General features: G+C 68.6%; 13 protein-coding genes. 4 read left to right on the top strand and 9 right to left on the bottom strand.

All coding sequences use genetic code 11. The features are described 5' to 3' along the window. Positions 1-99: 99 nt before the first annotated feature. Entirely contained in the window at positions 100-564 is a 465-nt protein-coding gene (locus tag EV193_RS01890) for an SRPBCC family protein (protein WP_130342181.1), read from the bottom strand. Positions 565-586: 22 nt separating this feature from the next. On the opposite strand from EV193_RS01890, the gene EV193_RS01885 reads away from it, so the two are divergent. Together EV193_RS01885 and EV193_RS01880 are read left to right on the top strand one after the other, a co-directional pair. After that, positions 587-1,183 (top strand): TetR/AcrR family transcriptional regulator, encoded by a 597-nt coding sequence (locus EV193_RS01885; protein WP_130342180.1) that lies wholly within the window; start codon positions 587-589, stop codon positions 1,181-1,183. 10 nt (positions 1,184-1,193) lie between these two features. Next, on the top strand, positions 1,194-1,883 hold the full coding sequence (locus EV193_RS01880; protein WP_130342179.1) for a demethylmenaquinone methyltransferase: 690 nt from the start codon (positions 1,194-1,196) through the stop codon (positions 1,881-1,883). A gap of 7 nt (positions 1,884-1,890) precedes the next feature. Here the strand turns inward: EV193_RS01880 and EV193_RS01875 are convergent, their stop codons facing one another. The 4 genes from EV193_RS01875 to EV193_RS01860 all read right to left on the bottom strand — a co-directional run bounded on the left by EV193_RS01875 (position 1,891) and on the right by EV193_RS01860 (position 4,517). Further along, on the bottom strand, positions 1,891-2,109 hold the full coding sequence (locus EV193_RS01875; protein ID WP_130342178.1) for a ferredoxin: 219 nt from the start codon (positions 2,107-2,109) through the stop codon (positions 1,891-1,893). Positions 2,110-2,113: 4 nt separating this feature from the next. Further along, positions 2,114-3,292 carry a cytochrome P450 gene (locus EV193_RS01870; RefSeq protein WP_130342177.1) on the bottom strand — a complete coding sequence of 393 codons (1,179 nt, stop codon included), beginning with the start codon at positions 3,290-3,292 and terminating at the stop codon, positions 2,114-2,116. 99 nt (positions 3,293-3,391) lie between these two features. Next, the gene (locus EV193_RS01865) at positions 3,392-3,955 is read right to left on the bottom strand and encodes a TetR/AcrR family transcriptional regulator (RefSeq protein ID WP_130342176.1); all 564 of its coding nucleotides are present in this window, start codon (positions 3,953-3,955) and stop codon (positions 3,392-3,394) included. Between the two features lie 16 nt (positions 3,956-3,971). Next, positions 3,972-4,517: a DUF4328 domain-containing protein gene (locus EV193_RS01860; RefSeq protein WP_165401178.1), complete on the bottom strand. Its 546-nt coding sequence runs from the start codon at positions 4,515-4,517 to the stop codon at positions 3,972-3,974. Positions 4,518-5,117: 600 nt separating this feature from the next. Between EV193_RS01860 and EV193_RS33915 the strand changes: the two genes are divergently transcribed. Continuing rightward, complete coding sequence (locus EV193_RS33915; protein ID WP_130342174.1) at positions 5,118-5,858, top strand: CHAP domain-containing protein; 741 nt, start codon at positions 5,118-5,120, stop codon at positions 5,856-5,858. A 48-nt stretch (positions 5,859-5,906) separates the two neighbouring features. Here EV193_RS33915 and EV193_RS01850 read toward each other — a convergent pair whose 3' ends face one another. The 3 genes from EV193_RS01850 to EV193_RS01840 form a co-directional block, all read right to left on the bottom strand. Then, a complete protein-coding gene (locus EV193_RS01850; RefSeq protein ID WP_130342173.1) occupies positions 5,907-7,451 on the bottom strand; it encodes a hypothetical protein in 1,545 nt (514 codons plus the stop codon). Further along, entirely contained in the window at positions 7,444-9,522 is a 2,079-nt protein-coding gene (locus EV193_RS01845) for a hypothetical protein (RefSeq protein ID WP_130342172.1), read from the bottom strand. Before EV193_RS01845 ends, EV193_RS01850 begins: the two co-directional genes overlap by 8 nt. 97 nt (positions 9,523-9,619) lie before the next feature. Then, on the bottom strand, positions 9,620-10,363 hold the full coding sequence (locus EV193_RS01840) for a DUF4328 domain-containing protein (RefSeq protein WP_130342171.1): 744 nt from the start codon (positions 10,361-10,363) through the stop codon (positions 9,620-9,622). A gap of 905 nt (positions 10,364-11,268) precedes the next feature. Between EV193_RS01840 and EV193_RS01835 the strand changes: the two genes are divergently transcribed. Further along, on the top strand, positions 11,269-11,871 hold the full coding sequence (locus tag EV193_RS01835) for a hypothetical protein (protein WP_130342170.1): 603 nt from the start codon (positions 11,269-11,271) through the stop codon (positions 11,869-11,871). Positions 11,872-11,911: 40 nt separating this feature from the next. Here EV193_RS01835 and EV193_RS01830 read toward each other — a convergent pair whose 3' ends face one another. Continuing rightward, on the bottom strand, positions 11,912-12,355 hold the full coding sequence (locus tag EV193_RS01830) for a GNAT family N-acetyltransferase (protein ID WP_130342169.1): 444 nt from the start codon (positions 12,353-12,355) through the stop codon (positions 11,912-11,914). Between the last annotated feature and the right edge of the window lie 13 nt (positions 12,356-12,368).

The following is a 12,368-nucleotide window of genomic DNA, read 5'->3' as shown; positions in this document are numbered from 1 at the left end:
TTCACCAACCTCGCATGTCCGAAACTTAGCGATCACGCCGTTCATGTTTTGCGTACTTTAGCCCGCTAAAGTACGACAGGGGCATCGTGAACGCGCAGGTCAGCGCGGGGTCGGTGACTCTAGGTGAGCCTTGGCGCGGGCGATCTCGTCGCGCACCTCGGCCGGCAGGCGTCGGCGGAGCACCGGTTCCATCATCCAGCGGATCCAGGCGGGGAAGGTGAACCGCAGCGTGCGGGTCACCTCGGTGCCGCCGTCGACCGGCGCGCACGCGAAGCTGGCCTCGAACTTCGCGATGGTGTGCTGAAACCTGTTGCGCGGCAACGGAGACAGCGATATGTCGACGCGCTCGCCCGGGGTCAGCCGGAGCCGCTGCACGACCTTCGGCTGCGGGATTCCGGCCACCTTGGGCCGGCACTCGAACTCGACCACGTCGCCATCCCGGCGCGTCCAGGTGACCGGGTTGATCTTCTTGTCCACCTCGGCGTACCGCTCGATGTCCATCACGAAGGCCAACAGCTCGTCCGGCGTGCAGCCGATGGTCTCCCGCACCTGTACCTCGATCATGGTGAGAGAGTACTCTCTCACCATGTCTCCGTCGAGTGCCCGCGACCGGTTCGTCAGCGAGGCGTCGCGCCTGTTCTCCACGAAGGGTTACCGCGCCACCTCGGTCGCCGACATCCAGGTCGCCTGCGGGCTGACCCCCGGATCGGGCGCGCTGTACAAGCACTTCCCGTCCAAGCGGGCGCTGCTGGAGGCGGTGATCGACACCCACATCGAGACCATGCGCGCGGGTGCGCGGTCCTATGTGGACGAGGTGCCGGCCGATCTCGAGGGCGCGCTGCGGCTGGGCGTGCGCGCGGTGTGGGGCGGCATGGAGCGGGACCGCGAGGTGATCCGGGTGATGCTGCGCGACCTGGACGACGCGCCGGACGTGCTGGCCAAGATCTGGGGCGAGGTCAGGCAGAGCGTGTACGGCGCGTTCACCGCGTGGCTGGTCGCCGCGGCCGAGCAGGGCCTGGTCCGGGTCGCCGATCCGGAGGCGACGGCGGCCGTGCTGCTGGCCTCGCTGACCTACCACCCGATTCTGTCCGCGCTGATCGGCCACACACCGGGGGACCTCGACGCGGACCGGTTCGCCGACGCGTGGGTGGCGCATGCGCTGGCCACACTCGCACCGTCGTAAGCTGCGAACCATGTCCCGTGCTGGCCTGGACAAAGATCCACACGACGTAGCCGAGATGTTCGACGGTGTGGCCAAGGGCTACGACCGCACGAACTCCGCGATGACGCTCGGCTTCGACCGGCGCTGGCGGGAGATGACCCGGCGGGTGCTCGACGGCAAGCCGGGGGAGACGGTGCTCGATCTCGCGGCCGGCACCGCTGTGTCCACAGTGGAGTACGGGCGCGGCGGCGCGTGGTGTGTCGCCGCGGACTTCTCGCTCGGCATGCTGCGTAGCGGCGCGCACCGCGACGTGCCGAAGGTGGCCGCGGACGCGTTCCACCTGCCGTTCGCGACCGGGTCGTTCGACGCGGTGACCGTCACCTTCGGGCTGCGCAACATGAACGACACCGTGGCCGCGCTGCGCGAGATGCGGCGGGTGACCAGGCCCGGCGGGCGCCTGGTGATCTGCGAGGTGTCCCAGCCGAGGCTGCGGCCGATCCGGTGGCTCTACCACCACACCGTGCTGCGCGTGCTGCCGCTGATCACGCGACCGTTCTCGTCGAACTCGGCGGCGTATGAGTACCTGTCGGAGTCGATGCGCACCTGGCACGCGCAGCGCGATCTGGCCGAGCTGATCGCCAAGGCCGGCTGGGGCGAGGTCGAGTGGCTGGACCTGACCTTCGGCGTCGTCGCTCTCCACCGCGCGGTCAACCCGGGGTGAACACGGGCTAGGGGCGCGGGCCGATCTCGTTGTCGTCCTCGTCGAGCACGGTGATCGCCAGGGCCGGGCAGGAGTCGGCGACGTCCAGCAGGTCGTCGTCCGGCTGCGGGTGGGGCTCCACCGGCTCGGCGGTCGAGCCCTCGAGGGCGAAAGCGTCCGGGCGGGTGCCGGCGCACAATCCTGAGGCCATGCACCGGTCCGGGCTGACCGACACCGTCCACGTCATGCGCTCACCATGCCACAGGCATCCGACGCGGCCCGCGCACCACCATGTGCGACTTCCACTCGATGTCGCCGGCGACGTGCAGGCCCGGCAGTTCGGCGAGCAGCCCGCGCAGCGCCTCCTGCAGTTCCACGCGAGCCAGCGGGGCGCCCAGACAGTGGTGCGCGCCGTGCCCGAAACCCATGTGCGAGTTGGACTCCCGGTGAAACGACATCTCGTCCGGGGCGGCGAACTTGCGCTCGTCCCGGTTGGCCGAGCCGATCGAGACCAGCACCGGCTCGCCCGCGCGCACCAGCACACCGCCGACCTCGACGTCCTCGGTGGCGTACCGGGCGAACCCCGAGCCCGAGCCCAGTGGCACGTATCGCAGCAGTTCCTCGACCGCGGCCGGAATCCGGTCGGGGTTCGCACGCAGTTCGGCCATCCGGTCCGGGTGGTTCGTCAGGAGGTACACGAAGTTGGGGATCTGTGTCGCGGTGGTCTCGTGCCCGGCGACCAGAATGCCGGCGCACAGGTCGATCATCTCCTTTTCGGAGAGCTTGTCGTCCACGTCGCGCGCCTGGATCAGCGCGGTCATGAAGTCCTGCTCCGGCCGCGCCCTGCGCTGGGCGATCAGCCCGGCCATGTACTCGCGCAGCTCCCGCTGGTTGCGCACGAACTCCTCGGCGGACAGCGAACTCGTGGACAGCGCCGCGTCGCTCCACACCCGGAACCGCGACTGGTCCTCGGTGGGCACGCCGAGCAGTTCGCAGATCACCCGCACCGGCAGCGGCAGCGCGAACGAGTCCACCAGGTCCACCGGTGGGCCCGCGTCCCGCATCGCCGTGATCAACTCGGCGGTGACCTCGCGGACCCTCGGCCGCAGTTGCTCGACCCGGCGCACGGTGAACGCCTTCGCCGCGAGGACGCGCAGCCGGGTGTGGTCCGGCGGGTCCATGGCGAGGATGCCGCCCCGCTGGCGGCCGGCCCGGGAGCGCGGCTCGTCCCGCTCGGCCGCCGCCGCGCGGCTGAACCGCCGGTCGCCCAGCACCAGCCGGACGTCGTCGTAGCGGGTGGCCAGCCACGCCGGCTCGCCGTACGGCAGACGCACCTTGATCATGCCGTCGCCGTCGCGGGCCTTCGTGTACTCCTCGTCGAGGTCCAGACCGTCGGAGCTGTTGAACGGGTAGTCGTGCGGCGTGCTCATCGCGCTCCCCGAAAGCTAAGTAAGCAACTGCTCACAAAGCTACGCACGCGCTCTGCGCATCGTCAACGATTCGTCGCGGACGGTAACTCGTTCGGACTATCAGTCGGCGCGCTCCAGCAGCGCACGGATCGCGGTCAGCATCAACTCGCGGGCGTGCTCGGGATCGGCGGCGGCGATCTCGCCGGTCGGGGACGTGGCCCGGCTGAGCACCACGCCGAGGATCCAGGCCAGCACGAGCTGGCCGCGCAGCCGGGCGTCCGGCTCGCCGGACATCGCGGACAGCGCGTCGACGAACGGCTCGGACACCTCGCGGCGCAGCGTGTCGGCCGCGACGCCGGGGCCGGTCAGGGCGAGCATCAGCAGCGCCTCGTGACCGCGTTCCCGGTCCTCGGCGAACAGCCGGGTGAGCAGTTCGCCGAGTAGCCGCTCGCTGCCGACGTCGGCCAGCAGCGCCGCACCGGGTGCGGACAGCACGGCGCCGAGCAGTTCCTCCTTGGACCCGAAGTAGCGGAACAGCAGCGCCTGGTTGACCCCGGCCGCGGCGGCGATGTCGCGCACCGTCGTGCGGTCGAAACCCTTGTCGGCGAACAGTTTCCGCGCCGCGTCGAGCAGCGCCCGCCTGGTCGCCGCCGAGTCCCTGCGGCGCGCGCCACCGTCGGTCATTGGCGGATCGTAACCGTTACCGGCGAGGGAGCGCGGCTTCCTGCCACGCGGTGATCCGCTTGATGATCATCATGGCCAGAACCGCGGCGGCGGCCGTGCAGGCCAGTCCGATCGTGCTCCAGACCGCGATCGAGTGCAGGGTGTCCACGGTGATCGTTTCGTCGGGGACCTGGCCGAGCAGCCATGCGGCCCAACACAGGTTGACCACCGAGCAGACGCAGGCTCCGATCACCAAGCTCCGGGTACGGCGGCGGTGGATGTCCCGCGCTCGCAGCAGCCAGGCGACGAACACCACCGCGGCCACGACGATCGTGCCGAACGAGATCCACCCCGTGATGGCGTTCAGTCGGTCCGCACTGTCCACATCGGACAGTGTGACCGTGCCGGCGAGGTGGAACCGCACGGCCTGATAGGCGTTCCAGTCGCCGAATACGGAAGCCCCGGCAGCCGCGGTGGCGACACCGAGCAGGACGGTCGCCGCGTCCCCGAGGCCGCCGAGCGGCTTGAGGTCGGGCAGCGCCCGGTCGGTCAGGGCGGAGTGAGCGGGAACCGGCTTGATCATCGAAGGCGTCCTCCCGGTGGGTGCGCGCGACGCGTCGCACCGGATGGGAATGTCGCCCCGGCGGCGGGAAACGTTTCCGGCATTCGGCGTAACCCGGCCGCCGGTGCGTCTCGGAATGATTACGAACTCTGGTGTTCGCCATAAACCGTCACCAGGCCCGCCGCTACCGTGCGGAGCCGCAAGGACACAACCAGGTGAGAGGCAGAGGCCCCATGAGTGGTTGGAACAGGAAGCGATACTGACGTGTCGGAATGTCGTCATTAGCGGTGGCCGTCGCGGTCACGGTCGTCGGTCCAGCGACGGGCGCGACGGCCGCGCAGGCCAACCGGAACCCCTCGAACAGCGCGCCGGCCAAGGCCAAGGTCAACAAGGCCAAGCGGCCCGAGGCCAAGCAGACGAAGCCGTCCGGGCCGCAGCAGCAGCGTTCCGCGCAGGCGGCCTCACCGGCCGCCAAGCCGAAGCAGCCGCAGCGCAAGGACAAGCCGCCGGACCGCGACGCGCACAAGTCCTCCCCGGCCAAGCGCACCCCGGCCAAGCAGACCAACGACCGCACGCGGGACAACGACAAGCGTGATCAGCGCGCACCGGCCACGGTGACGCCTGCTCCGGGAGCCGCTCCGGCACCGGCACCCGGCGCCACCCCGCAGGCCATCGCGACCGGAATCGTCGGCGGCCTGGACAACATCCTCAGGGCGGCCGACCAGCGGCGGCTGCCGCACAAGGCCGTTCCCGCTCCGCCGCGGCAGCAGATCAGCCCGGGTCTCACCATCGTCCCGACGCCGAAGCCCAAGCCGAAGCCGAAGCCCAAGATCAGGAAAGCTGGACAACCCGGCGATCGTCGACAAGGCCGAGGAAGAGCTGCGCAAGTGGCAGGAGGGCGGCCGGGAACAGGGCAGCTGGACCTACCAGCAATGGTTCGACCCGGCCAACCCGGACAACTGGGTCGACTGGTGCGCCCAGTGGGTCTCCTGGATCTTCGCGCAGGCCGGGCAGCCGCTGCCGGACATGCAGACCTACGGCGGCGACACGAAGAACACCGGATTCCAGCACGTGCCGGCCGCCAAGGCGTGGGCGAAGGCACACGGTTGGTACCACGAAGGAACCACCGGCATCCAGACCGGCGACGTCGTCACCATCGACTGGGAGGGCGACGGCGAGTCCAACCACACCGGAATCGTGACGAAGGTGCACCCTGACGGCTCGTTCGAGACGATCGAGGGCAACACGAGTCCCACCCCGCCGGGGGACATGACCCGGCAGACCTACCAGGCCGGCGACCCGAACATCGAGGGCTACCTGCGCCGCGAGCCGCACGCCGGCGCAAGTGTCGGACGCCGTTGACGTGACGCCTTCCCGGCCCGCCGCCACCCGGTGGCCGGCTGGGAGGGATCACGCCGCGTTCGTGCGGCCGAGCCACCGTTCCCGCCACACCACCCGCAGCTTGATCGTCCGCAGCGCGATCCGCTGCCGCACCAACTGCGAGATCACCTCCCGCTGCGTCCACGGGCACAGCGTCGACAGCTCCTCGCCGACCTTGTCGTCCTTCACGCCGTCCAGCAGCACCGCGATCTTCGCGTTCCCGTGCACCCGCCCGGACGGCGACACCCACGACCGGTAGTAGTCGACCCGCGCGTGCGCCACCTTGCCGGAGCTGAGCAGTTGGGTGAGCACGAGTTGGGCGACGTCCAGCCGTCCCTTGTCCCCGCCCGGCGGCAGCGGCAGGTCCCAGGAGATCCACACCGCGCGGTCGCGCCGCTTGGCCGACTCCTCGATCCGCACGGTCAGCGGCCCGGTCGCGAGCACGCGGTAGTCGGTCGCCGGCGAGTCGCCGATCACGCTGCGGCCGCGCACCTCCTGCCGCCGGGTCAGCCCGCAGTCACTGGCTACCTTGCCGAGACCCTCGACGATCGGCCGGCACGACCCGGCAGCCACTTGTTCGGCACGCCGCGCCGGTGCCACGGGCACCACGATGTTGATGAACGCGGTCTCCTGCAGCACCGCCTCGGAGATCGCCAGGATGCCGATGTTGCGGGTCACCAGGTCGCTCGCGATCGCCGCCGACGAGCCGACGCGGGCCGGCCCGACGAACGTGAGTAGTTGCACCGAGGACGGGATTTCGCTTGTGGCCCAAGGGAAAAGCGCGGCACGCCGCAGTCGGTAGGTCTGCGCGTGCGGGTGCGTGACGGTCCACCACTCGCCGCGCACCCGGCCGAACCGCCGGTCGGCCACCTGCAGCCCGAGGCCGTGCTCGGCGGCCACCGCCGCCACCCCGCGCAGCAGTTCGAGCCGCGCGTCCGGCCGCGCCTCGTCCAGGCCGACGAGCATCCGCAGCGCCATGCCGTTGGTCAACCTCGGGTTCTCGCCGGACCCGTCCTGGCGCACCGACGGCGGCGCGTCCTTGAACGGCGCGGCCGGCGACTGCAGGAACAGGATCGGCGTGCCCTCGCCGGCCAGTGCCGCCGAGGTCACCTGGTGGTAGATCGTCGAGATCATCAGCGAGTCGGCGAAGGTCGGCTTCCATCGCTTGTGCGACAACGTGATCAGCAACTCCACGCTTTGGGCCGAGTCGTAGAGGAACCCCGGGTTGGTCACCACCGCGCCGCCGTACACCTCGCGGGTGATGCCCCGGTCGTTGATCACCGGCGTCATCGGCGGCACCCACTTGGCGTCCACCGTGCCCTCCGGCTTGCTCGGCACGTCCGGCGCCCAGGTGTGCACCCGGAAGCCGATGCCGGCCAGGTTGACCACCAGCGTCTCGGTCGCCGGCTTGTCCCGCGCGGTCGGCGGCGAGATCCCGGTGAGCTGCGACTGGGGCGCGGTCGTCGTCCGCGCGCCGAAGTGCACCACGTTGAACAGCACCGCGGGGCTGCCCGCGCTGGCCGCCCGCGCGGCGACGCCGGCCAGCGCGGGGTGCGAGCGTGCGCCGTCAGGCATGGTCAGCTCCGACCGTCGAGTACGCCACCGCGCACTCGCCCCGCCGCCCCGGCCGCCCGCGAACCTCGGCGATCAGCCAGCGCGGGCTCACCGTGTTCATCGGCACCTTCGCCCGCCGTTTGATCGCCTTGGCCAGCCAGTCGCCGGCGACGAGCAGGCTCAGGAACAGCAGCAGGCTGATCGCCGCCACGAACGGCACCTGCAGGTTGCCCGCCTGCACCGAGGCGACTGCCAGCGCCAGCGCGCCGGCAACCATCACCGAGGAATACGCCACCACTCGTGGCAGCATGTTGATCTGCCCGAGCACGGACTTGGTCGGCCCGATGTCCAGGCGCACCAACAACAAGCTCGGCGCCAGCAGCAGCACGGCGACCACCGCGTCGGCCGACGACAGGGTCTCGCCCTCGCCTCGGTCGGCTCCGGACCCCGCCGCGCTGCCGAGCCAGCCCAGCAGCGGGACGCGGTCGAACAGGTGCGGTTCGAGCACCACGCCGAACCCGATCACCAACGCGAGCAGCGCGAGCAGCAACTTGGCCACGTTGGAGCCGACCGACGGGCCGGGCGTGAGCGCGATGTACACGGTCGCCTCCACCGGCTCGACCGACCGCGACTCGGTGCCGAACGGCCGGCGCTGCCAGTGCGCGTGGCCGACGTTGTCGCGCGGGTCGTTGTCCACGCACACGTCACTGTCCACATCGGACTCATCGAGCAGATCGGCGAGCCGGTTCAGCTCGTCGGGCGGCAGGACATCCGAGGTCTGCTCGGCGTCCTCGGGATCGTGCGCCAGCTTGCGGAAGTGATCGGTCTCGTACAGCTCGGCGAATCGCGCGAGCGCGCTGACCACCCGGGGAGTCGGCTCCAGCCCGGTGCCACCTTCGGCCGGTTCGAGGAACCGGGGGCGGCGGCCGGAGAACTTCGCGTAGCAGCGATCCAGGTAGTCGGTGAACGAGCGAAGATCGCGATGCCGGCGCCGGCCCAGCTCGGCCAGCCGGGACGCGATGCCGTGCAACTCCAGTTCGAGCAGCTTGGGGGACACCGCGCGCAGGTCGTCGTAGCGCCGGGCCACCGCGCGCATGTCGGCGGCGAGCGTGGCCACCGCGTGCTGATCCACGTTGCTGCTCAACAGGTATCGGCGTACGTGGATCTCCGGCGGCACCTCGAGCGTGACGTGGTACGAGCTGACCGCGCGCGGGATCACGGTGCGGTACTGGACGGTGAACTCGTGCTGGAACGCCCGCTGGCCGGGGATTCCCTCGCGCCCGCCGAGCCGCCGCGACCGCGCCGGCATCACGGGTGCCTTGTAGGTCAGGAACACCTGGGGCGTCGCGGTCGGCACCTCCACCACGAGCAGGTGGTCCGACGCCGCGACGTCCAGCAGCCGCAGGAACGGACTGTCCGCGGTGAACAGTTGGCGGACCGCGTGCTCGGCGTTGCTCTGGATGCTCCACGAGTCGGTGGCGCGGCGGTGCCGGGAGCGGTCCGGCGGCGGCTCCGGCGTCCGGTCGACGCCGTGGCTGACCATGGTCGCGATCATCGCCTCGATCAACCAGCGCGACCGGTTCAGGTCACCGCCGATCGCGTGCAGCAGCTCGTCCTCGTCGTCCACCCTCGGGTCGGAGTCGAGGTACATGCGGAACGCCTTGGCCAGGCCGTGACTGAGCGCCTTCGCGGTCTGCACCTGAGTCATCCTCGGCATGACCTCGCCGACCGAGTTGTGCACGACCACCGGCGCCATGTGCTTGCGCGAGTGCCGGGCGACCGGCAGCCAGATCGCCGGCGGCGCACCGCTCGCGGTCGGGTCGGACCGCAGCGCCTCCATCTGGTCGGGCGTGAGCGCGCCGAGGTTCAGGTCCACGCTGACCGATCGCGTCATGTGCGTGGCGTCGGCCAGGGTGAGCGTGTCGGTCAGGCGCTCGATGTGCTCCAGCCGCAGCGCGACGGCGAGCAGGTTGAGGCCGAGCGCCTCCAGGTAGTTGTCGTGTGGGGGCGGCGATGTGGGGATCGGCGTGCGGTGCATGGCGGCGAGAAGCCGGGATAAGTGCTCCTCGCCCTGGAGACCAGTGGGCTGCATGATCCTCTTGTCGCGCTGTGACGTGGTGGCCGCTGTGTGTATCCAGATTTAACGGAGATCATCGAGTCGCACAACCGCCTTTGGTCACCACCGAAGTTCAAGCGCCACTCGGGGAGACGAACATCTCCTGCCGAGAGCTGACGCGACGGATGATCAGCGTGAGGCAGACGGCTGCCCCGGCGAGACCGACGGCGCCCATGGTGTATGTCACGGCCTCCGTGCGCGAGACATCGAGCGCTTGTGCCGGCATGGTGATGACGTCTTCCCGTGTGCCGTACAGGTAGAAGAAAGGCAGCCACCATCCGACGATCCACATGATCCACCACGGAACGACCAGACCGCCGGCTTCGGGGTGTCGCGGTGTGGCAGCTCCTACCCGCGACGAGTCGCTGGCGCGGCAGATGTCGGTCATCACGACGGCTGGGAACCACAGGTTGACCACAGGGCAGAACCATCCTCCCGTGACCCACCCCTTCGACAACCGGTGTCGCATCGGGGAAATCGACTCGGCGTTGGCTCGCGCACGGTTCAGCCACAACAGCAGTAGCAAAGCCGCCACGAGTGCCGCGATGATCATGCCGCCGCGTAGGGCCGAGCTCAGTCGCTCGGTGTCGGAGAGTCGAGCTAGTTGAGACGTGGTCGCCGTCCCGGTGCCGCCGACGATCTCGGCCACGATCGAGTGGACGCTCCACATTGCGAGGCACACCGCCGCGACCAAGGCGGCGACCAGACCGATCAGGATGGTGGCCGCGAGGCCGTAACCGGCGAGTGGCCGTACGACGCCAGGGCTTCGGGACTGCTCAGCGGCACTCGGCGGTGGCATCGGCTCGTTGTCAGACATGGGTTCCCCTCAGTTTACGTCGCGCGACAGTGTGGGTCACGCAACGCGGGAGGGGTCCTGGTGAACGCTTGGACGGCAAGGGATATCCCCACTGACAATGTTGAGCGTCACATGTGAGACGCATATCGGCCGCTTGGCGCCCGGTGTTACAGGATTCAGTTTAATCTTATGTCCATACGCCTGTGCTTAGCGGCTGTTATTGCCATCGTTACCCTTGTTTCCGTTCCGATCTCAGCAAGTGCGACAACCGACCAGCCTGCACCGGTCGACAAACCTCGTGTAACGAGTAAGAAGGTCAAGAAAGTCAAAGACCTCGGAAGCCTCCGCATTAGGCCAACGAACAAGGTGTACGGTCAGCAGGATGATCCGCCCGGAGGTGGCTGCTTTTCGCATATTGAAATTGGTGTCGATGCCTGGTACTACGACCATGTCCTGGAGCATGTCGACGCGCCGCACGCTGGGTACGTACTGTGTGACGTGACGGCTGCAGGTCAAACAATGCGATGGCTTCACGCTAACGCTGCCGCCTTCCTCAATGGAAATCAGCGACAGCCGGATGCGCCCTCGGTGCAGTGCCACCACGAGCAGCCGTCAGACCCGGTGTGTCTCTACATCAATTCATCAGCGCATGTTCAGTGCTTTTCCTTTAGCGAACGATGCGACGGCTTCTACAACGCCGCAGTTCAAACTGACCTGCTTCTTCCAGAAGGGTGGGAGTGGGAAGAGTGGTCGCCTGAGTGTCGGAGGTTAGGCCCTCCCGAGTTGACCTGCGTCACTGCTACGGATGGCATCCAAGTTCTCCCGTTCGACTAGCATATCCGCGACGCGCTGTTGAGGGTCGGGCCACTCGCTGAGTTAGGCTGTGAACGGCTTGACTCTCAACAGCCGCCTGAGAGAAGGAATGAATGGCATTCTTTGACCAGGTTGAACCTGATGATCTTGGCGGGGAGCGTGTGCCTGCGGTGAGCGCGATCCCGCCCAGAACTGTTACTCTCGCGCGGCGAATTCCTTGTTCGGCAGTTCTTGTGAAGAGTTCCAAGCTGTGTGTGGCGATAACGGACCTGCAGTGCTGGCCGCAGCATCTTAGTATCGAGTTGACCATCCTTACTGTCGGAGAGTCGCGCGATCAGGCAGAGTTCATGCTGTTTTCAGGATTCGCCGCGCGCCCGCTCGACACGCGACGCCCGCGCTTCGCCGCCATCTTCGCCGACGGTCGATACGCGACAAACCTTCGACCGGCCGCATCGCCGATATCCTACCCAGGAGGGATATCTGAGGACTTCCCTGTGTTGACGCCATTCGGGGCCGGAGGTGGCGGAGGAGGAGGCGCTCCCGAACAGATCTCTTGGCGCCACGTCCAAACAGTCGACCTGTGGCCGCTTCCTCCTCCTGGGGCGTTGAAATTCGTTCTTGATTGGCCGGATCGACAAATTGGTGAAGTCGAGCATGAGCTTGACGGCCAGAAAATCCGGGACGCGGCTGCAGAAGCTATCCAAATCTGGCCATGACAGGTGCGGTTGGGATGGTGCCGGCGAGCGGTACTCCGGTTCAGTCGACGTACAGGCGGTATCCCTGGGCGACGGCCCGGAAACCGTTCGACTCGTAGAAGGCGTGCGCGACTTCGCGGCTGGCGCGGGACAGCAACTGGATCTTGTAGCAGCCCGCGGACCGGGCCAGGGCGACCGCGGCGGTCAGTAGCGCCGTGCCGATCCCCGAACCGCGCGAGGTCGCGGTGACCACCACGTTCTCGACCAACATCAACGGGCGCGCGTTCCGGGTGAGGTTCGGCAGCACCGCGCAGTCGACGGTGCCAACCACCGCATCGCCCGACTCGGCGACCAGGATCGTGCGGCCGGCCTGCGTGGCGATCTGTCGCCATACCGCGAGCGCGGAATCCGGCGACGGTGCCGGGTCGCCGGGGTGCAGTTCGGCGTACAGGGCGAGCAGCGCGGGCAGGTCGGACTCGGTCGCGGGTCGGGTCCTGATCGTCACGCGTCGACTCTAT

Origin of the sequence: Herbihabitans rhizosphaerae, assembly GCF_004216555.1 — a bacterium.
Classification (GTDB): domain Bacteria; phylum Actinomycetota; class Actinomycetes; order Mycobacteriales; family Pseudonocardiaceae; genus Herbihabitans; species Herbihabitans rhizosphaerae.
This window is presented reverse-complemented; position numbering and strand designations above follow the sequence as displayed.